Genomic DNA, 23,589 nt, shown 5'->3' with positions numbered 1-23,589 from the left:
GCCTGAATCGTGATGACTTCACAATCCTCGGGTATCGCGCAAGGCAAAGCGAACACGGCAAGGTATTATCGAGCCGTGGTTGTCACAGGGAGTGGTATGGTGCAAGTTCGCTATCAAGACATCGCCGTTTGGGTAAAAACGCAAATCGATCAAAGGGTGTGGCAAGCCGGTGAGCGGATCCCTTCCGTTCGTGAGATGAGCCGCCTCCAACATGTTAGCCCAATGACTGTCATGCGCGCTTATGAGCAGTTAGAAGCGGATGGCTGGGTTGAGGCTCGCCCCAGAGCTGGATACTTTGTGCGTCCGCATTACAATCAATTGTCCTCCGACTCTTTGGCGCGTCCTCAAGCAGACTCTCATTGGCTGCAGGCGCATCAAGATGTCTTTGATGTGATCAGTGCGAGCAAGTCAGGCTCGTGCTTTCCGTTCGGCTCGGCGTTCCCTGATCCCACGCTATTTCCCATGCAAGCGTTAGGGCGGGCGATGGCACGAGTCCTTCGTCAATCATCGCATCCAGATTATCTCACCATGCTTCCTCCCGGCGATGAAGGCTTTCGTCGCATGATTGCGCAGCGCTATCTGCGGCAAGGAATAAAAGTGGCGATGGATGAGATCATCATCACCAATGGTGCCATCGAAGCGTTAAGCCTATCACTGGCGGCCCTGACTCAGCCCGGGGATAAAGTGATCATCGAAGCGCCAGCCTTTTATGGGGTGCTGCAAACCCTTGAGCGGTTGCAACTGGAACCCGTGCCCGTGCCGGTTGATCCTGAAACGGGAGTGAATATAAACGCGCTTGAAGCTGCGTTGAGTACTCACCACGTAGCTGCTTGCTGGCTGATGAGTAACTTTCATAACCCAACGGGGGCATCGATTCCTGAAAAAGATAGACCAGCACTGGTATCACTGCTCGCGCGTCACCAAGTCCCTCTAATAGAAGACGATGTCTATGGTGAGCTCTTTTTCTCTGAATCACGCCCCATGCCACTGAAGTGTTATGACAGCCAAGGGCTGGTTTTGCATTGTGGGTCGTTTTCGAAACAGTTAGCGCCTGGTTTCAGGGTCGGTTGGGTGGCGGCAGGATGTTATGCCACACAAATTGAAAAGCGACAGTATGTGTCCAGTTTATCTGTGGGTGCTCCTAACCAGCTCGCTATCGCGCATTATTTGCAGCAGGGTGGATATGACGCACACCTGCGCCGTTTGCGCACTGCCTTGTTACAGCGTAAACACGCGGTACGTGACAGTCTGCGTCGTATTTTGCCGACGAGTGCATCGATCACCGACCCTCAAGGTGGCTACTTCTTATGGGTCACACTGAATAATGGCATGGACACTCGCCAGCTATTTCGAGAACTCCTGCCATATGGCATTACACTCGCACCGGGCGCTTTGTTTGCCACTGACGATCGGTTTAACGACAGCTTCCGCTTAAACTTCTCTATCAGTGCACCTGAGACTGTTGATGCTGATGCGCCAGCGAGCGTTGACAGCGGCCTTACACAGATTGCGACTGTGCTCTCATCTTTATCAATAGCCGATACTGTTACAGCTAAATAGCGGTGGCTTTGTACTAATCCCGTCACTGGCCCTAGGCATACACTAACTAGGCACACACTTTAGGGGGAGAAAAGGATGAAATCAGAGCTAAGCATGATGGTCGTTGCGATTATTTGCGCAGCCCTACTGATTCTGGGCCATGTCATCATTATTGAAACATTGGCTTACTACACGTGGGCTGAATGGACCGCTGGCGCCATCCCTTTTGTACTTTTCTTTATGGCGTGGGCGTCTATTCGACATTGCCGCGCGAAAGAGCGGGCAGAAGAGCGTCAGAATCAGCATTAATTGAACGGTAATCTTTGGCGTCTTGACGGTTTTTGTTTGTTTTGTAGACAAACAAACCGCAAGGCGCATTTTTTTTATATTTAGGGGTTGCGGGAAAAACTGAAATCTCTATACTGCGCTTCCTGTCGACGGGGCAATGAGACGCAAGTCACGAAATGCCGACCACTAAATCGACACGCTCTTTAACAATTTGACCTATGCAATCTGTGTGGGCACTCGTTGAGAATAGACAAAAAGATTTATTCGATGAACTGAGTGACCAATTCATGTTGGTGCAGCCTTGAGCTGTTTTGATTTCACTTTTTTAAAAGTGGATGCCAACAGGAGCACAGTCAATTCGTTTGTCTCGTAAGAGGCGAACAAAACAGTATTTATCGAGCCGTTTGTCTTTCCTTTATAGGAAAGCGAACAAAAAAACTTTAATTGAAGAGTTTGATCATGGCTCAGATTGAACGCTGGCGGCAGGCCTAACACATGCAAGTCGAGCGGAAACGGCAGTATTGAAGCTTCGGTGGATTTACTGGACGTCGAGCGGCGGACGGGTGAGTAACGGCTGGGAACCTGCCCTGATGAGGGGGATAACCGTTGGAAACGACGGCTAATACCGCATAATGTCTTAGTTCATTACGAGCTGGGACCAAAGGTGGCCTCTACACGTAAGCTATCGCGTTGGGATGGGCCCAGTTAGGATTAGCTAGTTGGTAGGGTAATGGCTTACCAAGGCGACGATCCTTAGCTGGTTTGAGAGGATGATCAGCCACACTGGGACTGAGACACGGCCCAGACTCCTACGGGAGGCAGCAGTGGGGAATATTGCACAATGGGGGAGACCCTGATGCAGCCATGCCGCGTGTGTGAAGAAGGCCTTCGGGTTGTAAAGCACTTTCAGCAGTGAGGAAGGCAGTGTACTTAATACGTGCATTGCTTGACGTTAGCTGCAGAAGAAGCACCGGCTAACTCCGTGCCAGCAGCCGCGGTAATACGGAGGGTGCAAGCGTTAATCGGAATTACTGGGCGTAAAGCGCATGCAGGCGGTTTGTTAAGTCAGATGTGAAAGCCCGGGGCTCAACCTCGGAACCGCATTTGAAACTGGCAGGCTAGAGTCTTGTAGAGGGGGGTAGAATTTCAGGTGTAGCGGTGAAATGCGTAGAGATCTGAAGGAATACCAGTGGCGAAGGCGGCCCCCTGGACAAAGACTGACGCTCAGATGCGAAAGCGTGGGTAGCAAACAGGATTAGATACCCTGGTAGTCCACGCCGTAAACGATGTCTACTTGGAGGCTGAGGTTTAAGACTTTGGCTTTCGGAGCTAACGCATTAAGTAGACCGCCTGGGGAGTACGGCCGCAAGGTTAAAACTCAAATGAATTGACGGGGGCCCGCACAAGCGGTGGAGCATGTGGTTTAATTCGATGCAACGCGAAGAACCTTACCTACTCTTGACATCCAGCGAATCCTTTAGAGATAGAGGAGTGCCTTCGGGAGCGCTGAGACAGGTGCTGCATGGCTGTCGTCAGCTCGTGTTGTGAAATGTTGGGTTAAGTCCCGCAACGAGCGCAACCCTTATCCTTGTTTGCCAGCGAGTAATGTCGGGAACTCCAGGGAGACTGCCGGTGATAAACCGGAGGAAGGTGGGGACGACGTCAAGTCATCATGGCCCTTACGAGTAGGGCTACACACGTGCTACAATGGCAGATACAGAGGGCAGCGAGACAGCGATGTTAAGCGAATCCCTTAAAGTTTGTCGTAGTCCGGATTGGAGTCTGCAACTCGACTCCATGAAGTCGGAATCGCTAGTAATCGCAGATCAGAATGCTGCGGTGAATACGTTCCCGGGCCTTGTACACACCGCCCGTCACACCATGGGAGTGGGCTGCACCAGAAGTAGATAGCTTAACCTTCGGGAGGGCGTTTACCACGGTGTGGTTCATGACTGGGGTGAAGTCGTAACAAGGTAGCCCTAGGGGAACCTGGGGCTGGATCACCTCCTTACTGACGCTATTCTTGCGAGTGTTCACACAGATTGTATAGGTTGAAGTATTGAAGAGGATATGTTCCCAAACATATCGATGCGTCCCATTCGTCTAGAGGCCTAGGACACCGCCCTTTCACGGCGGTAACAGGGGTTCGACTCCCCTATGGGACGCCATTTGGGTTGTTAGCTCAGTTGGTAGAGCAGTTGACTTTTAATCAATTGGTCACAGGTTCGAATCCTGTACAACCCACCATTTCTCAGACGCGGGGCTATAGCTCAGCTGGGAGAGCGCTTGCATGGCATGCAAGAGGTCGGCGGTTCGATCCCGCCTAGCTCCACCAAGTCTGAAGGATGGGCGATTAGCTCAGTTGGGAGAGCACCTCCCTTACAAGGAGGGGGTCACTGGTTCGAGCCCGGTATCGCCCACCACGCTTTAAAGGTTTTTGCTTAAGAATCTTTAGAACGTGGTTTAGCAATAAACGACATGCTCTTTAACAATCTGGAAAGCTGACAAGTCATTCTTAAAGAATGACAGTAAAGTTCTCAATCAGTGACATGTAATGTCACTCACACAATCAAGTGTGCTTGGGCTTTGTCTTAGTGATAAGCAAAGTCTCTATTTTGAGTCCGGCAAAAACAAAACCTTAATTAGTTGATGATTCAACACTCAGTGGTTTTGCGACGTAGATTTCTTTTTTAGGCAATCTCGAGCAAAAAAGACCTCTTGGGGTTGTATGGTTAAGTGACTAAGCGTAGACGGTGGATGCCTTGGCAGTCAGAGGCGATGAAGGACGTATTAACTTGCGATAAGCCCAGATAAGGCAGTAAAAGCCATTTGAGTCTGGGATTTCCGAATGGGGAAACCCACCTGCATAAGCAGGTATCTTAGCGTGAATACATAGCGCTAAGAGGCGAACTCGGGGAACTGAAACATCTAAGTACCCGAAGGAAAAGAAATCAATTGAGATTCCGGCAGTAGCGGCGAGCGAACCCGGAGCAGCCCTTAAGCGGCTTAGGCGTTAGGTGAACAGGTTGGAAAACCTGGCAATAAAGGGTGATAGCCCCGTAACCGACAGCGCCTTAGTCGTGAAAACGAGTAGGACGGGACACGTGATATCTTGTCTGAACATGGGGGGACCATCCTCCAAGGCTAAATACTCCTGACTGACCGATAGTGAACCAGTACCGTGAGGGAAAGGCGAAAAGAACCCCTGTGAGGGGAGTGAAATAGAACCTGAAACCGTCTACGTACAAGCAGTGGGAGCCTCCTTTGTGGGGTGACCGCGTACCTTTTGTATAATGGGTCAGCGACTTAATGTTAGTAGCAAGGTTAACCGCATAGGGGAGCCGTAGGGAAACCGAGTCTTAACTGGGCGTGTAGTTGCTAGCATTAGACCCGAAACCGAGTGATCTAGCCATGGGCAGGTTGAAGGTTGAGTAACATCAACTGGAGGACCGAACTCACTAACGTTGAAAAGTTAGGAGATGACCTGTGGCTAGGGGTGAAAGGCCAATCAAACTCGGAGATAGCTGGTTCTCCCCGAAAGCTATTTAGGTAGCGCCTCGGACGAATACTACTGGGGGTAGAGCACTGTTAAGGCTAGGGGGTCATCCCGACTTACCAACCCTTTGCAAACTCCGAATACCAGTAAGTACTATCCGGGAGACACACGGCGGGTGCTAACGTCCGTCGTGGAGAGGGAAACAACCCAGACCGCCAGCTAAGGTCCCAAAGTTATCGCTAAGTGGGAAACGATGTGGGAAGGCTCAGACAGCCAGGATGTTGGCTTAGAAGCAGCCATCATTTAAAGAAAGCGTAATAGCTCACTGGTCGAGTCGGCCTGCGCGGAAGATGTAACGGGGCTAAGCGATACACCGAAGCTGCGGCAATGTCCTTATGGATATTGGGTAGGGGAGCGTTGTGTAAGCTGTTGAAGGTGTGCTGAGAGGCATGCTGGAGGTATCACAAGTGCGAATGCTGACATGAGTAACGATAAAGGGGGTGAAAAACCTCCTCGCCGGAAGACCAAGGGTTCCTGTCCAACGTTAATCGGGGCAGGGTAAGTCGGCCCCTAAGGCGAGGCCGAAAGGCGTAGTCGATGGGAAACGGGTTAATATTCCCGTACTGCTGCTTACTGCGATGGGGGGACGGAGAAGGCTAGGTGGGCCTGGCGATGGTAGTCCAGGTTCAAGTGCGTAGGCTGATTTCTTAGGCAAATCCGGGAAATCAAGGCCGAGACACGATGTCGAGCCACCAAGGTGGTGAAGTCATTGATGCCATGCTTCCGGGAAAAGCCTCTAAGCTTCAGGTAAGTAGCAACCGTACTCCAAACCGACACAGGTGGTCGGGTAGAGAATACCAAGGCGCTTGAGAGAACTCGGGTGAAGGAACTAGGCAAAATGGTACCGTAACTTCGGGAGAAGGTACGCTGCCCGGGGTGAAGTCCCTTGCGGATGGAGCTATGGGCAGTCGCAGATACCAGGTGGCTGCAACTGTTTATTAAAAACACAGCACTGTGCAAAATCGAAAGATGACGTATACGGTGTGACGCCTGCCCGGTGCCGGAAGGTTAATTGATGTGGTTATCGCAAGAGAAGCCATTGATCGAAGCCCCGGTAAACGGCGGCCGTAACTATAACGGTCCTAAGGTAGCGAAATTCCTTGTCGGGTAAGTTCCGACCTGCACGAATGGCGTAATGATGGCCACGCTGTCTCCACCCGAGACTCAGTGAAATTGAAATCGCAGTGAAGATGCTGTGTACCCGCGGCTAGACGGAAAGACCCCGTGAACCTTTACTACAGCTTGGCACTGAACATTGAGCCTACATGTGTAGGATAGGTGGGAGGCTTTGAAGCGGCGACGCCAGTTGCTGTGGAGCCATCCTTGAAATACCACCCTTGTATGTTTGATGTTCTAACTTAGCCCCGTTATCCGGGGTGAGGACAGTGCCTGGTGGGTAGTTTGACTGGGGCGGTCTCCTCCCAAAGAGTAACGGAGGAGCACGAAGGTGGGCTAATCACGGTCGGACATCGTGAGGTTAGTGCAATGGCATAAGCCCGCTTAACTGCGAGAGTGACGGCTCGAGCAGGTACGAAAGTAGGTCATAGTGATCCGGTGGTTCTGAATGGAAGGGCCATCGCTCAACGGATAAAAGGTACTCCGGGGATAACAGGCTGATACCGCCCAAGAGTTCATATCGACGGCGGTGTTTGGCACCTCGATGTCGGCTCATCACATCCTGGGGCTGAAGTCGGTCCCAAGGGTATGGCTGTTCGCCATTTAAAGTGGTACGCGAGCTGGGTTTAGAACGTCGTGAGACAGTTCGGTCCCTATCTGCCGTGGGCGTTGGATGATTGAGGGGAGCTGCTCCTAGTACGAGAGGACCGGAGTGGACGAACCGCTGGTGTTCGGGTTGTGTCGCCAGACGCATTGCCCGGTAGCTAAGTTCGGCACAGATAAGCGCTGAAAGCATCTAAGCGCGAAGCTGGCCCCGAGATGAGTCATCCCTAGAGCTTCGAGCTCTCTAAAGGGTTGTCGTAGACTACGACGTTGATAGGCAGGGTGTGTAAGCGCTGTGAGGCGTTGAGCTAACCTGTACTAATTGCCCGTGAGGCTTAACCATACAACACCCAAGAGGTTTTGGGTTGGACTTAAAATAAGCCAGTTGATTGTGGCGAGAACAAACAGCTTTCTAGATTACAAAATTTTGCTTGGCGACCATAGCGCTTTGGACCCACCTGATTCCATGCCGAACTCAGTAGTGAAACGAAGCAGCGCCGATGGTAGTGTGGGGTCTCCCCATGTGAGAGTAGGACATCGCCAGGCTTTGATTATAAATTGTGACTGTTGCTTGCGATTTTTGATAGCTGCGATGCTCATGTACTGACGTACACTGCGCGTCTCGCTTCAAAACTCCCATCACACAGACACAATTTAAGCATCAAAGCGGATATATGTAAGACTTTGATGAGAAAACACCAAGCCCTGACCTGACGGTCGGGGCTTTTTGTATCTTGAGGGTGTATCAGCCCTGCGCGTCTCGATTCAACATCCTCATCGCATCAAATAAGATAACCTAATTAAAGCAGCTACATGTAAGACTTTGATTAGTAGAAATACCAAGCCCTGACCTTATGGTCGGGGCTTTTTGTATCTTGAGGGTGTATCAGCCCTGCGCGTCTCGATTCAACATCCTCATCGCATCAAATAAGATAACCTAATTAAAGCAGCTACATGTAAGACTTTGATTAGAAAACACCAAGCCCTGACCTGACGGTCGGGGCTTTTTGTATCTGTCGCTTGGGTGATTGCTGGTTAAGTAGAAGAATGGGATTGAGGTTGCCAGTGTAAGCAAAAATCCCAGAAGCGGGTGAGTAAACCTGACTGGTATTTATCTTTGTGACGCACGAGCCAATAGCGCCGGGATAATAGCAGAGGGAGTTCGAGGGCAACGACTCGACCGTCGGCAATGGCGTGTTGCGCGGAGAGCTTAGATAGATATGCCAAGCCTAACCCGGCACTCGCTGCGTTTAAAATCGCTTCTGTGGTATTAAGCTCGAAAGAAAGGTGCCAGCGCTCGAAGCGAGGAGCAAGGCGTGAGAGAAAGTGCTCGCGTGTGCCCGAGCCAGATTCGCGGATCAGCCAAGTTTGATTGTCGAGATCCCCAACACTTAACGGCGCTTGACTGACAAGTGGGTGATCAGGGTGACACACCACCGCCATCTGATCACTTAGCCAAGGCGTTTGCAGTAAATCAGGATGTTGGATTTCACCTTCTATTAAACCGATATCCAGCTCGAAATGTTGTAGGCGAGCGATGATCTCTTGACTGTTTGCAATCACTAATGTTTGTTGTTGATGCGCGGTTACATGACGAAAATCGCTGATCAGTGCCGGCAAAAGCTGGTTGCCCACCGTATCGCTTCCCCCTAATCGTAGGCAGCCAATCAACTGGCTGTCGTCTTTCAGTGCCGCGCTAATCTTATCGCTACGGGTCAGCAATTCATCCGCTTTAGGGATCAGCGCAGCACCTTGGTCATTAAGGTGGAGTCGGTTGCCGCGTCGATCAAACAAGGGGTAACCGAGCTGACTTTCTAACTCGGCAAGCGCCATGCTGACCGCTGGTTTACTGAGAAACAGTTTTTTGGCGGCGGCGGTGATCGTGCCCTCTTGCACGATAGTTAAAAACACTCGCAATTGAGGAAGTGAAAGCGCCATTCAGACCTAGTGATTGAGGGTTTGGGCCACTATAAGACCGCTTGCTATCAATGACAACGTTAACGACGGTCGGTAATCCAATGTTGGATTTCTTGTTGGGCCTGTTTTAAGGGTTGGTAGTAAGGCGATTGTCTGTCCGTATGCTGGAGAACGAAATCGATACTACGTACCACATTCCGCCAACGCGGCGTTTTGGGAACCGTTTCAAGGTGCAGGTATTTATCCAAGGTTCTTGTTTGCAGGCTACCTTTGTCGGAATAGACGCGCCATAAACCGCTTTGCTCGGCCAAACCGACTTTATCTCCGCCCCATGCCTCTAACGCGAGGTTCATCGCGATGACTAAGCTGTGATGTAAGCTGTCTGACTGCATTGCAGGCGTGTGCTCACTGGTTGAGGGAAATGATGTTGAAAAGCACGTCGTTTTTAAGCGGTGCTGCAAGTGCGATAAGGCAGTGGCAAGCCGTCCGATTTCATCTTGGCGTTGACGATGCGTCACTGGATAGTCAAGCTCACCGGCTGCAAATTGCTCGGCGCACCAAGTCAGTTGCAACATAGGGAGAGCAAGTCGATGGGAGAGCCAGTGTCCAATAAATAGCAGTAATACAATCAGGGCTATCACCAAAGTCACACTGATTGAATATAGGCGATAAAGCGGCTGATATGCGCTTTGCTTAGGGGTGCAAGTTATCAGTGCCCAAGACGTGTTGCCGATGCTGACGGGACGATAGGCGGTCAGTTGTGGCATCAATGCATAGTCGTTGGGTGACAATACTCCTTGTTGACCCTCTAAGCTTTTTATAATTGCCGCTTGTGGTGGGGAAACAGCGAGTTTGGCATGACTTGAGCGGGGTACCCAGCCACTGAGTAAGGACTGATGCGATTGATCAATAAGCCATAAGCCTGAATGAGGGCGTTGAAGCTGGCGTAGCATGGCGGACAAGTTGTCCGTCGTGGTACTTACCGCAAGAATACTTTGGATCTGACCGCGTTTCAGAATAGGGGCGAGATACCATGCTTGCATGGTGCGTGAACCTTGTGGAGCAAAGTGAGTGCGTACCCACTTAGGGCGTTGCTCAGGTGGGGCATCTAATAGTTGGGTGACGGCTTGGTGTAGCCTGGTATCCGCGAGCAACTGTGGCGTGGCTTTGACGGCAAAAACGAGGTGTTGGCTTCGGTCAAACATCGCCACATTATTGAACTCATACCTTGCCATCCATGATTGGTATTGACGGTTAAACTGTCGGTAAAGGCGGTGATAATTCTGGTTGTTGGTCTTGAGGTGTGTTCCTGCGTTTTGCTGCAGGATTTGCATGAGCTGTCGGTGCGCTTGGGACGTGTCTTCACCTAATTGGGCGAACGCATTCGGAAAGCCATAGAAGCGCCCACCACTGCTAATCGCCAAGTCGGAGTCTGCAAGGTTAACAACGGCACGTACCTGATCATGAAAATATTCTTTGATGGTGAAATAGTAGCGATCCCGTTCGTTCTCCAGCTGTTGGTGGGCTTGGGTGATCAACAGCTGTGACTGACTCCATGTAAAGTAACCGGTCAGAATTACCACAGGAATAATGCTAAGGCTAAAAAACCACCACATAAAGCGGCGTTGAAGACGCGTTGAGTAACCCATATCCATTTGCACGCTGTGAGTACCTCTCCCTGATCACGCGGGCTTGAATCGCAAGCGGCTGCCAAAAGGCAGCCGCGAGAGGGTAAACGCTAACACGTCCGATGAGCTAAAACTGTGACCTGCTGTCAGGTATCAAGCCTTAAAACTGTGTTAGTGCGCTGATTGATGGTGTTATCAGCAACTAGCGCGATTTTTGCGCATGATAAACTGCGAATCGACGTGTTTTCGCGAGGGTATCGCACTGACCAAACCCTTTTTCAATAAGCGGTGGGTAACGTAAGAAGCTATTGGCGACGATCACCAGTTGGCCGCGACGGCGCAGATAGCGAGGGGCGCTTTCCAGTAACGACTCGGTGGCGTGATAATGTGTCTCTAGCCCTTCATGGAATGGGGGATTGCTGATAATGGCATCAAACTGCTGTCCACTGACGGCACTTAGCATGTCTGAAACCAACACAGAACCTTTGAGTCCATTGGCCTCAAGGGTCGCTTGTGTCGAGGCAACGGCTAAGTGATTCACATCGACAAACGTCAGTGCGAGCTTGGTGTTGCTCGCCAACAATGCGGTGCCAATGACACCAGCGCCACAACCGACGTCAATCACATCCCCTTCCATAGCGGGGAGGTTTTTCAGCAGTAAAGCAGTCCCGTCATCTAAACTTTTTTGGCTAAATACGCCGGGGAGTGCTCGGATCGTGAGGGTCATCTCTGCGATTTGTAACGGGTAGTCATTAAACCATGCCGCTAACTCAAACTGAGGCGCTGGGGACGTGCACTCGCCGTAATACAGGCTGCACCGGCGCGCAGAGTCTTGTTTGGTGACGTGGCCATAAGGCGCAAAACGTTTTTCGATGCTTTTGACGCCACTACGGTTTTCACCTACCACTATCCAGTCAACGTTGGCGCCGAGGCGATGGGTGAGCATCGCGAGAAGAAAGTCAGCTTCTGCTTTCGATTTGGGCCAATAAAAGAGCACAAGGTCCACCGGCTGCTCATCATTATACTCAGCACCTGCGTGCACAGTTACACCCGTACCAGCCATGCGCGTTGCATAGCCGTGATGCGTGGTAAACACAGAGACACTTTTTGCATGTGCGAGGAGTTGCCGAGCAAAGTCATCTTCTAGCTCACCTGCCAATAGAACATGTTTGTTTTCAAATAGCGTCAGGTGGCGCTGCGCAATTTCACTCGGGGCCGTTAAACTCATGATCGTTCTCTTTACGTGATTCAGACGTGACAATCGACGCGCTTATTAGGTGCGCGCTGGGGAGCGGATTGTCCCACAAAGCGCGCACTAGGCCAACCTATGCCAGGTTAGGCATTGTCTTGGCGGTCGAGGAAACGCTCGAACTCAATTTCATACATGCGAAAGAGGACGAGGGTGAGCGAGAAGATGATAGGGCCATAAATCAGTCCCATCAATCCAAATAGGTGCAGGCCGCCAAGCAAAGAGAAGAAGATGAGCAAGGTATTCATCCCCGAGTTCCCCTGCATCAAAAACGGGCGTAGCAGGTTATCAATCGAGCCGACCACCACCACGCTCCATATCAATAGCCCTAGCGCCCATTGCCATTCGCCCGTGATGGCTAAATACACCACGGTCGGCAGCCATATAAGTGCTGTGCCCACCACGGGAATAAAGGAAGCGAAAGCCATCATGGTTCCCCAGAATAGGGCGGGCAGTCCCACGGCCCACATGGCTAGGCCACCGGCTGCGCCTTGGGCGAGTGCGGTCAGAAATGAGCCTAACACGGCAGATTTGGCGACTTTCTCGACTTCATCGAGCAGTTGATCTTCTTGGCTGCGAGAAAGTGGGATCACATGACGCAGAGTTTGAATGATGCTTTCGTGATCTCGGAGTAAAAAGAAGAGCACAAACAGCATCAGCATAAAGTTGATGAAAAAGTTGGTCACATCGCCAAGTACTTTGGAGCTGAATTCTAACATTTGCCCACTGAATGACGACATCCAAGCAGCGAGTTTCTTCACCGTTTCTTGCGGGTCAATCAAATCAAATGGCAGCCATTGATTGAAAAAGTGGAGCGCACCCTGAACTTGCGGGTTATTCATCAGGGATTTTGCGCCGCCATTATTCAACCAGTCATAACTTTGGGTAAAAAAGCTAACACCTTGTTGGATGATGGCTGCGGCGACTAAGGTCAGCGGGATAATAATAATAAAGGTTAGCAGCACGCAGGACAGCACCGCGGCGGTATTTGGGCGATCGCCCAAGCGTTGCTCGATACGGTTATGCACCGGAAAAAATAATAGCGAGACGATAAAGGCCAGCACAATGGCGCCAATATAGGGCTCAATAAGCAGATAACACGCGTAGGTGGCAACGATAAGCGCTGCAATCAGGGTCCAGTGTTTGGGCTCGACGCGAAATGACGGGCTCACAGGCGTATCCTTTTTTGCTGAATGTCGGTGGGCGATGCCCTCGATAAACGAAGGCGGATCGGTGATCCGCCGTATTTATGAGCACCTTACCACAGACAGATTAGTCTGCGTCAGCTAAAAAAATCGCCAAGAGATCGTTTAAGAATAATTTTCCTTTTGGCGTGATTTGCCAGTGTGAGCGGGTGTCTGTGATTAACCCTTGCTCAATCGCCTCTGTCATTGGCGCATCGAGTGTCGATAGCGGTAAGCCTGTCCGCTGGACAAACTCAGCTTTGGGGCAAGCTTCCAATAAACGGAAGCGATTCATAAAGAACTCAAAGGCCAGCTCTGTGGGTTTGACCCATTGACTATCGGTCAGGTAGGCCTTTTCCGGGTCGAGGTAGCCGCGCGGGTGCTTGACTTTGACTGTGCGCAACACCCGTGCTTGACCTTGATCTGGCAAGGTCAGTTTTCCATGCGCCCCGCAGCCAATCCCCAAATAGTCGCCAAACCGCCAGTAGTTGAGATTATGCTGGCATTGCTTATTCTCAAGGCTGTAGGCCGAGGTTTCATACTGCACATAACCGGCGTCTGTGAGCAATTGATGGCCTTTGTCGAAAATATCCCAAAGGGTATCTTCTTCTGGCAGCGTAGGCGGTTTGGAGTAAAACTGGGTGTTAGGCTCGATGGTTAACTGATACCAAGACAAATGCGGTGGATTGAGTGCAATGGCCTTTTCAAGATCCGCCAGCGCCTCTTGCTCCGATTGATTGGGTAAGCCATGCATCAAATCGAGGTTAAAGCTATCCAATCCGGCTTGGTGTGCGAGCTGAGCGGCACGTTCGGCCTCTCCCGGACCATGAATACGCCCTAAGCGCTCGAGTTTATCGGCGGAAAAGCTTTGTACACCGATAGAGATTCGATTGACGCCCGCTTGACGGTAGCCAATGAACTTATCGGCTTCTACCGTGCCAGGGTTCGCTTCCATGGTCACTTCCATCTTTGCGCTTGGCGTTAGGCGCGCTTTGATACCATCCAGCAAGCGCTGAATTTCGGGGGGTGACATCAAGCTTGGCGTACCACCACCAATAAAAATCGAATGCAGCGGCCGCTCTGCAACAGAAGGATAAGCGGCCAAGTCGGTATCAAGATCATCGAGCAATGCACTGATATAGTCCGACTCAGGGATCACCCCTTTTTGCGCATGAGAGTTAAAGTCGCAGTACGGGCATTTTTGTACACACCACGGGATGTGTACGTACAAACTTAGTGGGATCATGCTTACTGGGCCGCTTTTAACGCGTTGAATAAGTGATTGAGCGCTTGGCCGCGATGGGAGCGCTGTTTTTTCTCTGATGCGGGCATTTCTGCGGCGGTGCACTGTTGGTCATGGGGTAAGAACACAGGATCATAACCAAAGCCATTGTCACCCTGAGGACGGTGGGCAATTTTGCCTTCCCATACACCATGGCATACCAGAGGCGTAGGATCATTGGCATGGCGCATATACACGAGCACACAATGGAAACGTGCGGTACGCTGCGCATCCGGTGCGTCTTTCATTGCGTCTAGCAGTTTGAGGACATTGTCGCTATCGCTCGCTTGTTCACCTGCATACCGGGCAGAATAGACCCCAGGCGCGCCATTGAGGTAGTCCACCTCCAAACCTGAGTCGTCTGCGATGGCGGGCAGGCCAGTAATTTTTGCCGCATGACGGGCTTTGATAATGGCATTTTCAATGAACGTGGTTCCGGTCTCATCGGCATCTTCGACGGCAAAATCGCTCTGAGGCAAGACCTCAAAACCGAACTCGCTGAGTAAGCCAGCCATTTCTTTTACTTTTCCAGCATTGCCGGTGGCGAGTACAACTTTGTTCATGAATAGTACCTATTTGCTTAAAGCCCGATTAAGGGGTATCAACGTAAAATTTGTAGCGATAGTCCAAGGTGGCGGATCGGTTGCCTTGGGCGTTTAACTCGATATGAAACTGATACGTTTCTTCATCGTCAGCCGCAAAGGTAGCAATGTAGTAAATCGCCTCACCTTCACGTATTTCCTTGAAGTCTAGCTCACGGCTGTTGCCAACGAGGTTTTTCACGCTTCCTGTTAAGGTCGCACTGACCGCCGGTTTGCCGAGCTGCATTTTATCAAGCACGGCGATATTCACTAGTCCGCGGTAGCCACTTCGCGTGATGTCGTACTGCTTTGCGATCTCTGGGGTTAAAAAGGTCGTCGAGATCGTGTTGTAGTGCACTTCGAGCTCACCCACCTCTTTGTATTGCCCTGACCACGCTGACAGCGAGAATAGACTCAGAAAACTGACCAGCATTACCGTAAATGTACGCATAATTCTTCCTTGTTGTCGTGCGAGTCGCCTCGCCTGAATACGGATAATTGACGATGAGTGATCAGTGGGGAAGATACGGGGTTAGCCAATCAGGAAGCTGTTGGGGCGCATCAATCTGCACTTGCTTGTGTCGATTTGTTAACCCGTGGGTCACTGTCACATTGCTTTTTGCGATCTTACACTGCTTGGCAAGCCAGCGGCATAAATGGGCATTGGCTTTGCCATCCGTGGGTGGGGCTGTGATGGCGATCTTAAGCGCATCGCCATGCTGGCCCAGACACTGGTCTCGGCTTGCTTTAGGTTGTACGTACAGGCGCAATGTGATTGCGCCTGTCTCAGTATCAACACGGACGGGCATTACAGCGCGTACCACACTGGGCCGAGAAAATCGCCAATCAGCATATTGATAAACTGTAAGGCAATAAACACTACCAAGATGCTTAAATCGAGCCCGCCAATCGGTGGGATGACGCGACGTACCGGCGCACACACGGGCTCAGTCAGTTGGTGGAACACGTATTCAACCGGATTATTCCCTTGGCTGACCCAGCTGAGAATGGCGCGTAGAATCAGCACCCAGAACAGCAGTTTCCCGGCGGCTTTTAGGAGTGCGATGGCGGAGAAAATAAACATGCCACCACTTAGCGTCAATGGATTACCCGCCACCAGATCGAGCACGGCAAACTTCGCGACCATTAACAGGTAGCCAAAGAGCACGGTAGCGAGATCTAAACCGCCCAGTGCTGGGATCAGACGACGTAGCGGTCCGACAACAGGCTGGGTTGCTTTCACCACAAACTGGGAGAAAGGATTATAGAAGTCGGCACGGGCTAATTGTAGCCAAACGCGCAACAGCACCACCATGATGTAAAGATCAAACGCGGTGTTGATCAGAAAGGTCATTGCATTCATATCGTCGCCTTAGTGATTAAAATTCTTTTTCCATTTGTTCGGCACGGCTAACTGCCGCTTGCATGGCCTGCGCGACAATATCACCGATCCGGTTTTCGTCAAACACACGCAATGCTTCAGCGGTTGTGCCCCCTTTGGAGGTCACCTGTTCGCGCAGAGTGCCTAATCCGATATCCGGGTTGGCTACCACCATTTGCGCAGCGCCAAGCGCCGCTTGTTGCACCAAACGACGTGCGGTGTGGTCGTCAAAGCCTTGCTGCATCGCTTCTTGCTGCATGGCTTCCATAAATCGGAAGAAATACGCGGGTGCGCTTCCAGCTGCCGCAATTACGCCATTGATGTCAGATTCTTGGTTGACCCAGCAGATCTCACCGACAGCTTGCATGAGTGCGCCCGCATAATCACGATCCTCATTCGACACGGTAGGGACGGCGTAAAGGCCACTCATCCCTTGTCCAACTAAAGAGGGGGTATTGGGCATCACACGAACGAGGTTGAGTTTTGTGCCTGCCATCGCCATCAAGCGATCGGCATGGATCCCTGCGGCGATCGAAATCACTAATTTGTTTTGCCAATCGACGTCAGTCAGCGAGGCGAGCACTTGCGCCATCAGCTGTGGCTTGACCGCCAATACCACCACCTCAGCCCCTTGGCATGCGGCAAGATTATCGGCGGTGGTCTGAATACCCAATTCGGCCTGCAAGCCGCTATTCGGCGAGGCACTTGGTGACGCCGCCGTGATCGCTGAGGCTGGGTAGCCCGATTGAATTAAGCCCGCGATAATGGAGCGAGCCATGTTCCCTGCGCCAATAAAAGTCAGTGCGCGATGTTCCATGAATGACGTTCCTATTGTTGGTAGTACCTGATGCTGATAACCAGCACGTCACGTGTCGTTCTATTTTCTTTTTCTCGCCGCGCGTTAGCGTTTTTCTCGCGCCCCAAATACCGCAGTCCCAATTCGTACCATGGTGCTTCCGGATGCAATCGCTGCTTCCATGTCGCCGCTCATCCCCATTGATAGCGTATCGACACTCTCGTACTTTGCTTTTAATGCTGAAAACATGTCAGCCAAAGGGGCGAAGGCGGCACATTGTTGGGCATAGTCGGTTTCAGGTTGAGGAATCGACATCAACCCCCTTACGGTGAGATTCGGTAACTGAGCTATCGCCTCAACCAGCGCTTCGGCCTCCTCAAACGCGACCCCTGATTTTGACATTTCCCCGCTGGTATTCACTTGCACCAACACATTTAGGGCGGGTAAATGTGCGGGGCGTTGCTCACTCAAACGTTTAGCGACTTTTAAGCGGTCCACCGAATGCACCCAATCAAAGTGCTCGGCAATTTGACGCGTTTTGTTGGACTGAATGGGGCCAATAAAGTGCCATTCCAATGCGGAATGTGCGGCATGCTGAGCAAAATGCTGCACTTTTTCCACGCCTTCTTGTACGTAGTTTTCACCAAACGCGTGTTGTCCTGCCGCCAACGCTTCTGCGATGGCTTCGATGGGCTTGGTTTTACTCACCGCAAGCAATTGCACCGAACCTTCGGGTCGGCCGCATTTTTGCGTTGCGCGGTCTATGTGTTCCATGACCTGTTCAATGTTTTTCTTGATACTACACATACTTGATTCTGCGAGGAAAATGAATGGATATCACTGAGCTATTGGCCTTTAGTGTAAAACATAATGCGTCAGATCTACATCTTTCCGCGGGAGTGGCGCCTATGGTGCGGGTAGATGGCGATGTGCGCAAGTTGAGTTTGCCAGCGTTGAGCCATCAAGAGGTCAATCAACTGGTCTTGGATGTGATGAATGATAACCAGCAGCGTGAATTTCAAGCGCAGTTGGAAGTGGATTTTTCATTTCATATGCAGTCTGTGGGACGTTTTCGGGTTAATGCATTTCATCAGCAACACGGCTGCGCGGCGGTATTTCGGGTGATCCCCGAGACAGTCCCCAGTTTGGCGGATCTCCATGCCCCCGAGATTTTTGCGGATTTTGCTCGGCTCTCAAATGGATTAGTGTTGGTCACCGGCCCGACGGGCTCGGGGAAGTCCACCACATTGGCGGCCATGGTTGATCATATTAACCGCCACGCACCTAAGCATATTCTCACCATCGAAGACCCGATTGAGTTTATCCATCACCCACAACAAAGTTTGATTAATCAGCGTGAAGTGAAGCGCGATACCTTATCGTTTCAGCAAGCGCTGCGTTCGGCGTTGCGTGAAGATCCCGATGTGATTTTGGTAGGAGAGCTGCGAGATCTCGATACCATTAGTTTGGCGTTAACGGCGGCGGAAACTGGACATCTGGTATTCGGCACCTTGCATACCTCAAGCGCAGCAAAAACAGTCGACCGTATTATTGATGTCTTTCCCGGCAGTGATAAGCCGCTGGTCCGCTCGATGCTTTCGGCCTCACTGCGGGCGGTTGTGTCTCAGCAGCTGATAAAAACAGCGCAAGGTGGGCGCGTGGCCGCGCATGAAATCATGATCGCAAGCCCAGCGATTCGTAACCTCATCCGTGAGGATAAGGTAGCGCAAATGGTGTCGATGATTCAAACCGGCTCCAATCAAGGGATGCAAACCATGGAGCAAGCACTGGCCGATTTAGTCGGGCAAGGGACGATCGCGCCGGAACAACGCGATCGCGTATTACGTGCGCTTTAGGAGGAAGCATGAAACTTAGTAGTGTGCTGGTGGCGATGCAAGAGCACACCGCCTCGGATGCGTATATTTCTGTGGATGCGCCTGTGATGTTACGGGTGGATGGACGCTTAAAACCTCTGTCTTCGCCGTTGTCGCTGGCGGCAATCAACGTCATGTTGAACAGTGCGATGAACGAGGAACAAAAGCAGCAATTTATTACCACGCGGGAAGCGAACTTTGCGGTAAAACGCAGTGTTGGGCGTTTTCGGATCAGTGCTTATTGGCAGCGTGATATGCCCAGTATGGTGATCCGCCGCATAGAAACCGAGATTCCGCGTTTGCCATCGTTAGGCACCCCAGTGGTGCTCGAAGAGCTTGCGATGCAAAAGCGAGGCTTGGTCTTAGTGGTTGGGGCGACGGGGTCGGGTAAGTCGACAACCATGGCGGCGATGATGGGGTTTCGTAATCACTATGGGCAAGGCCATATCCTAACGGTTGAAGATCCGATTGAATTTGTTCATGAGCATCAGCAATGCATTGTCAGCCAACGCGAAATTGGTATCGATACCCAAGATTATGAAACAGCGCTAAAAAATGCGCTCAGGCAAGCGCCAGATATGGTGGTAATTGGTGAAATACGAACGCCAGAAACCATGAACTTCGCGCTGCAGTTTGCGGAAACGGGCCATCTTTGCTTGGCCACCTTACATGCGAATAACGCTTATCAAGCACTGGAGCGGGTATTACACTTGATGCCTAAAGCACAGCGAGAGACCTTTTTGTTTGATTTGTCGATGAACTTAAAAGGTGTTATCGCTCAACAGTTGGTACCAGGTGTGAATGGGGTTGGGCGGCATGGTGCCTTTGAATTATTGATCAATAACGCGCATGTGGCAGAGCTGATCCGTAATGGTGAACTACACGCGTTGAAAAAAGCCATGTTGAGCGGGGAGCATTTTGGTATGCAGACCTTTGATCAATCGCTGTATGCGCTTTATGTGCAAGGGAGTATCAGCGAGGATGAGGCGCTGCGACATGCGGACTCGGCCAATGAATTGAAGTTGATGATCAAAACCGGTGCTAAGCATAGTGCGCCGGGCAGCGCACTGGATCATGTACGGATTGAAAGAGCGGGCTCGCTGGATTAATCGGCGTATTGGCGTTCAAACCAACTTTCGATAATCACCACCGCAGATTGTGCATCGACCGCGCCTTTTTGTAGCGCCTTATAACCACCACGTTCAAACAATGCTGCACGGGCTTCTCGGGTTGAAAGCCGTTCGTCGTGCAGCTCGACAGGATAACCAAAACGTCCATGCAGACGGTTGGCAAACTTGCGGGCGCGCGGGGTGATGGTCTCTAGTGGTTCACCATTCAAGTCAAGTGGCAAGCCGACCACCAAAACATCGGGTTGCCACTCTTTGAGTAATGACGCGATCTCTTCCCAATTGGGGATCCCATCGCGGGCTTTTAATGCACATAGAGGGCGTGCAGTTCCCGTTAACGATTGACCGATCGCAACGCCAATACTTTTGACGCCATAATCAAACCCAAGCACGGTGTGTGAAGTCATGCGTGTCCTATTTCTGAAGATAAATTCGCCGCGTTGATCCCCAGTTGATCAAGGGCTTTTTGCCAACGCTCACTAAGGGGAGTGTCAAAAATCACTTTGGGATCGGCTTCCAAGGTTAACCAGCTGTTTTCGGCTAACTCCAGCTCAAGCTGCCCGGGCTCCCACCCGGCATAGCCGAGCGCGACAATAAATTGGTCGGGCTGCTCATCGGTCCCCAAAATAGACAGTATGTCTTTGGAAGTAGTGACCGCAAGATCATCAGACAGTGGGATGCTCGTGCCAAAGCTTCGATCTGCACGGTGGAGCACAAAGCCGCGATCTTCCGACACTGGGCCACCAAACAGTACGGGTTGCGCCAGGCTATCTTTGGCTTGTGAGAGCGGAAGCTGGCGCTCAACCTCGATTTGGTCGAGCATTTTGCCCACCGAGATATTGATAGGCTGATTGATCATCAATCCCATCGCGCCGTCATCATTATGTTCACACACGTAAATCACACCATGTTGAAAACGGCTATCGGTCATGCTTGGCATTGCGACTAAAAAATGATTTTTCAGATTCATATCGCCGTTCTCCCGTTGAGGCGCGTACTTTGAGTATGCGCTAAAAAACAAAGTTAGGTGAAAATAGGCGCATTAAATGCGCCCACTGACTTACCCTTGGCAACGTGTTGCAATGGCATCCATCAGCAAATCACCAATCGAGATATCATACGCTGCATCAATTTCGCGGATGCAGGTGGGGCTGGTGACGTTGATTTCAGTCAGCTTGTCGCCAATGACATCAAGGCCGACAAAAATTAAGCCTTTCTCTTTAAGTGTTGGCGCAACCGCGCGCGCAATCGCCCAATCGGTAGGGGATAAGGGGCGGGCTTCACCACGTCCACCAGCGGCAAGGTTACCACGTGTTTCGCCATCGGCAGGAATACGCGCCAAGCAGTACGGCACCGGCTCACCATCGACCACTAAGATACGTTTGTCGCCATTGCTGATATCAGGCACGAAAGTTTGCGCCATGCAAAAACGGCTGCCGTGCTCGGTCAGGGTTTCAATAATTACCGACAGGTTCGGATCGCCTTGTTTGACTCGAAAGATAGATGCGCCGCCCATGCCATCGAGCGGTTTTAAAATCACATCGCCATGTTCGGCTTGGAATGCTTTGATCTCGTCGGCACGACGGGTCACTAATGTGGTCGGAGTGTGTTCTGGGAACCAGGCGGTATACAGCTTTTCATTGCAATCGCGCAAGCTCTGCGGTTTGTTAACAATCAATACACCCGCCTGCTCGGCACGCTCGAGCATATAGGTCGCGTAAATATATTCGGTATCAAACGGAGGATCTTTACGCATCAGGATGGCATCAAACGCACTCAGTGGCTGTGTTTGAGTGTGGGTAATTTGATACCAATCGTTCGGATCGTCTTGTAGCGAGACTTGATGGGTTTTCGCGTACGGCGCACCTTGCAACATCGACATATCATCCATGTTGATATAATGCACTTCCCAACCGCGTTTTTGTGCTGCCAACATCATGGCAAACGTGGAATCTTTTTTTACATTGATGGCCGAGATCGGATCCATCACTACACCAATTTTCATCTTGATTCTCCTGTTCGCCAACTAACCCAAATCACCGAAACGAACCTGCAAAGCGGTAATGGCCGTCAGTGCGGCGGTTTCGGTCCGCAATACGCGGGGGCCGAGTAAAATTTCTTTAAAGTCACAATCGCGCGTCATGGCGATTTCTTCATCGGACAGTCCCCCTTCGGGGCCTATCAACAAGCGTAGCTTCGATGGACGTTCTGGCAGCGTATTAATGGAATATGGGGCGCGAGGATGTAGGTTGAGCTTCAGTCCGGCAAAGGCTTCTTGGCTCCACGCCTCCAACATCATCACAGGACGAACTTCTGGGACGCGATTACGGCCGCTTTGTTCGCAGGCGCCAATGGCGATCTTTTGCCATTGTTGGCGTTTTTTCTCGAGTCGTTCTGCATTGAGCTTCACGCCGCACCGCGCTGATATCAACGGTGTGATCACATTGACGCCCAGTTCGACCGATTTTTGAATGGTGAACTCCATTTTCTCGCCGCGCGAGATCACTTGTCCAAGCTCGAGGTCAAGTGGCGACTCCACACTGTGATCGTCTCGTGCACTGATGGTCACGGACACTTGTTTTTTAGTGACATCGCTTAAAGTGGCGGGAAACTGAGCGCCACTGCCATCAAAAAGCAGCACGGCTTGGCCTGGCTGCATGCGCAATACGCGTCCAATGTGATTGGCCGCATCGTCGGTGAGCGTCACATCGCCTTGCGATGGCAAAGGGTCTGGGTGATAAATTCGAGGAATACGCATAATGCTTGAGTTCCGTGATCAATAAGTTGCCAGTGTAACACGCTGTTCTGTGACTGGGAGGCTTGTGTTGATATGGGGACAGACACGAAAAAAACCAAGACGAGAAAGACGCGACTAGAGTACGGCAGACACCGGCATCAGCGTTTGGTGACAGCGTTTACATCGGTAGCTCGCCTCACCGCGTTGCACTTTATTGTGGCGCCGTACGGTTAAGGCCACTTTCCCGCAATGGCACGCATAGGCAAATGTTTTACCTTGAACGGCTGTAATATCGAGTTGATGGGTGGTGTTGGCTGGTGCCTGAAACACGGTTTCCATCAAGGTACGCCATTGTGAGCCGTGAGGCTTAACGCGTCCATACAATGCGAAGGTGACGAGGTGACAGACTTCATGCGGGATCACTTCCTCAAAAAACACGTGAGGAGACTGTTGAAGCAGCACGGGATTAAAACGCAACCGCCATTGGCTGGGATGCGCCGTGCCGGCGGCACGTCCCCGCAGCGACAGGCTAGTGTCGGGATAAGTCAGTTGAATACCGAGCTGGTGGTTGGCGGTGTCAATGCACTCGCGTACCCGTTCAAAAACGGCATCAGCCAGTGGATCATAGACTGCGGACATGGCAATCGTTACCTCACTCGAGTTAACGTCTTGGGGTCACGTAACATGCGTCATTTAACACGTGTCACAGCACATGGGTGATTAAAAAAGGG

Annotated in this window: 20 protein-coding genes, 4 tRNA genes and 3 rRNA genes; 11 read left to right on the top strand and 16 right to left on the bottom strand. The window is 51.3% G+C overall.

From position 1 onward, the window contains the following. Window positions 1-12: 12 nt before the first annotated feature. The 9 genes from N7E60_RS12090 to rrf all read left to right on the top strand — a co-directional run bounded on the left by N7E60_RS12090 (window position 13) and on the right by rrf (window position 7,648). Complete coding sequence (locus N7E60_RS12090; RefSeq protein ID WP_269597587.1) at window positions 13-1,560, top strand: aminotransferase-like domain-containing protein; 1,548 nt, start codon at window positions 13-15, stop codon at window positions 1,558-1,560. A 75-nt stretch (window positions 1,561-1,635) separates the two neighbouring features. Next, window positions 1,636-1,848: a hypothetical protein gene (locus tag N7E60_RS12085; protein WP_069589232.1), complete on the top strand. Its 213-nt coding sequence runs from the start codon at window positions 1,636-1,638 to the stop codon at window positions 1,846-1,848. 420 nt (window positions 1,849-2,268) lie between these two features. Continuing rightward, a 16S ribosomal RNA gene (locus N7E60_RS12080) occupies window positions 2,269-3,838 on the top strand. Window positions 3,839-3,919: 81 nt separating this feature from the next. Then, a tRNA-Glu gene (locus N7E60_RS12075) sits at window positions 3,920-3,995 on the top strand. A 3-nt stretch (window positions 3,996-3,998) separates the two neighbouring features. Further along, window positions 3,999-4,074, top strand: a tRNA-Lys gene (locus N7E60_RS12070). 12 nt (window positions 4,075-4,086) lie between these two features. Continuing rightward, a tRNA-Ala gene (locus N7E60_RS12065) sits at window positions 4,087-4,162 on the top strand. 12 nt (window positions 4,163-4,174) lie between these two features. Then, a tRNA-Val gene (locus tag N7E60_RS12060) sits at window positions 4,175-4,250 on the top strand. 307 nt (window positions 4,251-4,557) lie between these two features. Continuing rightward, window positions 4,558-7,445: ribosomal RNA gene (locus tag N7E60_RS12055) — 23S ribosomal RNA — on the top strand. Window positions 7,446-7,532: 87 nt separating this feature from the next. Further along, a 5S ribosomal RNA gene (rrf, locus tag N7E60_RS12050) occupies window positions 7,533-7,648 on the top strand. The 16S, 23S and 5S rRNA genes sit together here with 4 tRNA genes alongside, the layout of an rRNA operon. 489 nt (window positions 7,649-8,137) lie before the next feature. Here rrf and N7E60_RS12045 read toward each other — a convergent pair. From N7E60_RS12045 to N7E60_RS11995, 11 genes are all read right to left on the bottom strand, one after another. Continuing rightward, entirely contained in the window at window positions 8,138-9,040 is a 903-nt protein-coding gene (locus tag N7E60_RS12045; protein WP_269597586.1) for a LysR substrate-binding domain-containing protein, read from the bottom strand. Between the two features lie 59 nt (window positions 9,041-9,099). Then, window positions 9,100-10,668, bottom strand: coding sequence for a HAMP domain-containing protein (locus tag N7E60_RS12040; RefSeq protein ID WP_168189240.1), 1,569 nt, complete (start codon window positions 10,666-10,668; stop codon window positions 9,100-9,102). A gap of 181 nt (window positions 10,669-10,849) precedes the next feature. Next, window positions 10,850-11,878: a 16S rRNA (guanine(1207)-N(2))-methyltransferase RsmC gene (gene rsmC / locus N7E60_RS12035; RefSeq protein WP_205907407.1), complete on the bottom strand. Its 1,029-nt coding sequence runs from the start codon at window positions 11,876-11,878 to the stop codon at window positions 10,850-10,852. A 104-nt stretch (window positions 11,879-11,982) separates the two neighbouring features. Continuing rightward, window positions 11,983-13,068, bottom strand: coding sequence for an AI-2E family transporter (locus N7E60_RS12030; RefSeq protein ID WP_077457424.1), 1,086 nt, complete (start codon window positions 13,066-13,068; stop codon window positions 11,983-11,985). 100 nt (window positions 13,069-13,168) lie between these two features. After that, on the bottom strand, window positions 13,169-14,326 hold the full coding sequence (hemW, locus tag N7E60_RS12025) for a radical SAM family heme chaperone HemW (protein ID WP_269597585.1): 1,158 nt from the start codon (window positions 14,324-14,326) through the stop codon (window positions 13,169-13,171). A gap of 2 nt (window positions 14,327-14,328) precedes the next feature. Continuing rightward, entirely contained in the window at window positions 14,329-14,925 is a 597-nt protein-coding gene (rdgB, locus tag N7E60_RS12020) for an RdgB/HAM1 family non-canonical purine NTP pyrophosphatase (RefSeq protein ID WP_096629937.1), read from the bottom strand. Window positions 14,926-14,953: 28 nt separating this feature from the next. Continuing rightward, window positions 14,954-15,394 (bottom strand): DUF4426 domain-containing protein, encoded by a 441-nt coding sequence (locus tag N7E60_RS12015; RefSeq protein WP_069591168.1) that lies wholly within the window; start codon window positions 15,392-15,394, stop codon window positions 14,954-14,956. 61 nt (window positions 15,395-15,455) lie between these two features. Further along, complete coding sequence (locus N7E60_RS12010) at window positions 15,456-15,752, bottom strand: DUF167 family protein (protein WP_069591169.1); 297 nt, start codon at window positions 15,750-15,752, stop codon at window positions 15,456-15,458. Continuing rightward, the gene (locus N7E60_RS12005; RefSeq protein WP_069591171.1) at window positions 15,752-16,306 is read right to left on the bottom strand and encodes a YggT family protein; all 555 of its coding nucleotides are present in this window, start codon (window positions 16,304-16,306) and stop codon (window positions 15,752-15,754) included. The genes N7E60_RS12010 and N7E60_RS12005 overlap by 1 nt, the downstream gene beginning before the upstream one ends. A 16-nt stretch (window positions 16,307-16,322) precedes the next feature. After that, window positions 16,323-17,141: a pyrroline-5-carboxylate reductase gene (gene proC / locus N7E60_RS12000; protein WP_077457418.1), complete on the bottom strand. Its 819-nt coding sequence runs from the start codon at window positions 17,139-17,141 to the stop codon at window positions 16,323-16,325. Window positions 17,142-17,225: 84 nt separating this feature from the next. After that, a complete protein-coding gene (locus N7E60_RS11995) occupies window positions 17,226-17,927 on the bottom strand; it encodes a YggS family pyridoxal phosphate-dependent enzyme (RefSeq protein WP_069591173.1) in 702 nt (233 codons plus the stop codon). Between the two features lie 23 nt (window positions 17,928-17,950). On the opposite strand from N7E60_RS11995, the gene N7E60_RS11990 reads away from it, so the two are divergent. Next, the gene (locus tag N7E60_RS11990) at window positions 17,951-18,976 is read left to right on the top strand and encodes a type IV pilus twitching motility protein PilT (RefSeq protein ID WP_069591174.1); all 1,026 of its coding nucleotides are present in this window, start codon (window positions 17,951-17,953) and stop codon (window positions 18,974-18,976) included. Window positions 18,977-18,984: 8 nt separating this feature from the next. After that, window positions 18,985-20,103, top strand: coding sequence for a PilT/PilU family type 4a pilus ATPase (locus N7E60_RS11985; protein ID WP_269597582.1), 1,119 nt, complete (start codon window positions 18,985-18,987; stop codon window positions 20,101-20,103). Here the strand turns inward: N7E60_RS11985 and ruvX are convergent. The 5 genes from ruvX to N7E60_RS11960 form a co-directional block, all read right to left on the bottom strand. After that, a complete protein-coding gene (gene ruvX, locus N7E60_RS11980; protein ID WP_069591176.1) occupies window positions 20,100-20,528 on the bottom strand; it encodes a Holliday junction resolvase RuvX in 429 nt (142 codons plus the stop codon). The genes N7E60_RS11985 and ruvX overlap by 4 nt on opposite strands. Beyond that, a complete protein-coding gene (locus N7E60_RS11975) occupies window positions 20,525-21,091 on the bottom strand; it encodes a YqgE/AlgH family protein (RefSeq protein ID WP_069591178.1) in 567 nt (188 codons plus the stop codon). Before N7E60_RS11975 ends, ruvX begins: the two co-directional genes overlap by 4 nt. A gap of 90 nt (window positions 21,092-21,181) precedes the next feature. Continuing rightward, a complete protein-coding gene (gene gshB, locus N7E60_RS11970; protein WP_167314822.1) occupies window positions 21,182-22,126 on the bottom strand; it encodes a glutathione synthase in 945 nt (314 codons plus the stop codon). A 21-nt stretch (window positions 22,127-22,147) separates the two neighbouring features. Next, complete coding sequence (gene rsmE / locus N7E60_RS11965) at window positions 22,148-22,879, bottom strand: 16S rRNA (uracil(1498)-N(3))-methyltransferase (protein WP_069591180.1); 732 nt, start codon at window positions 22,877-22,879, stop codon at window positions 22,148-22,150. 114 nt (window positions 22,880-22,993) lie between these two features. Beyond that, window positions 22,994-23,497 carry a SprT family zinc-dependent metalloprotease gene (locus tag N7E60_RS11960; protein WP_269597580.1) on the bottom strand — a complete coding sequence of 168 codons (504 nt, stop codon included), beginning with the start codon at window positions 23,495-23,497 and terminating at the stop codon, window positions 22,994-22,996. Window positions 23,498-23,589 lie beyond the last annotated feature (92 nt).

It is taken from the genome of Salinivibrio proteolyticus, from assembly GCF_027286365.1.
GTDB classification, from domain to species: domain Bacteria; phylum Pseudomonadota; class Gammaproteobacteria; order Enterobacterales; family Vibrionaceae; genus Salinivibrio; species Salinivibrio proteolyticus.
Note: the sequence above shows the minus strand (reverse complement) of the source record. Positions and strands in the feature narration are given on the sequence as shown.

What these genes read in the sequence shown, in the direction of transcription:
- N7E60_RS12090 (WP_269597587.1), top strand. Translation starts at nt 13, where the DNA reads ATGACTTCACAATCCTCGGGTATCGCGCAAGGCAAAGCGAACACGGCA.
- N7E60_RS12085 (WP_069589232.1), top strand. Translation starts at nt 1,636, where the DNA reads ATGAAATCAGAGCTAAGCATGATGGTCGTTGCGATTATTTGCGCAGCC.
- N7E60_RS12045 (WP_269597586.1), bottom strand. Translation starts at nt 9,040, where the DNA reads ATGGCGCTTTCACTTCCTCAATTGCGAGTGTTTTTAACTATCGTGCAA.
- N7E60_RS12040 (WP_168189240.1), bottom strand. Translation starts at nt 10,668, where the DNA reads ATGGGTTACTCAACGCGTCTTCAACGCCGCTTTATGTGGTGGTTTTTT.
- hemW (WP_269597585.1), bottom strand. Translation starts at nt 14,326, where the DNA reads ATGATCCCACTAAGTTTGTACGTACACATCCCGTGGTGTGTACAAAAA.
- rdgB (WP_096629937.1), bottom strand. Translation starts at nt 14,925, where the DNA reads ATGAACAAAGTTGTACTCGCCACCGGCAATGCTGGAAAAGTAAAAGAA.
- N7E60_RS12015 (WP_069591168.1), bottom strand. Translation starts at nt 15,394, where the DNA reads ATGCGTACATTTACGGTAATGCTGGTCAGTTTTCTGAGTCTATTCTCG.
- N7E60_RS12010 (WP_069591169.1), bottom strand. Translation starts at nt 15,752, where the DNA reads ATGCCCGTCCGTGTTGATACTGAGACAGGCGCAATCACATTGCGCCTG.
- N7E60_RS12005 (WP_069591171.1), bottom strand. Translation starts at nt 16,306, where the DNA reads ATGAATGCAATGACCTTTCTGATCAACACCGCGTTTGATCTTTACATC.
- proC (WP_077457418.1), bottom strand. Translation starts at nt 17,141, where the DNA reads ATGGAACATCGCGCACTGACTTTTATTGGCGCAGGGAACATGGCTCGC.
- N7E60_RS11995 (WP_069591173.1), bottom strand. Translation starts at nt 17,927, where the DNA reads ATGTGTAGTATCAAGAAAAACATTGAACAGGTCATGGAACACATAGAC.
- N7E60_RS11990 (WP_069591174.1), top strand. Translation starts at nt 17,951, where the DNA reads ATGGATATCACTGAGCTATTGGCCTTTAGTGTAAAACATAATGCGTCA.
- N7E60_RS11985 (WP_269597582.1), top strand. Translation starts at nt 18,985, where the DNA reads ATGAAACTTAGTAGTGTGCTGGTGGCGATGCAAGAGCACACCGCCTCG.
- ruvX (WP_069591176.1), bottom strand. Translation starts at nt 20,528, where the DNA reads ATGACTTCACACACCGTGCTTGGGTTTGATTATGGCGTCAAAAGTATT.
- N7E60_RS11975 (WP_069591178.1), bottom strand. Translation starts at nt 21,091, where the DNA reads ATGAATCTGAAAAATCATTTTTTAGTCGCAATGCCAAGCATGACCGAT.
- gshB (WP_167314822.1), bottom strand. Translation starts at nt 22,126, where the DNA reads ATGAAAATTGGTGTAGTGATGGATCCGATCTCGGCCATCAATGTAAAA.
- rsmE (WP_069591180.1), bottom strand. Translation starts at nt 22,879, where the DNA reads ATGCGTATTCCTCGAATTTATCACCCAGACCCTTTGCCATCGCAAGGC.
- N7E60_RS11960 (WP_269597580.1), bottom strand. Translation starts at nt 23,497, where the DNA reads ATGTCCGCAGTCTATGATCCACTGGCTGATGCCGTTTTTGAACGGGTA.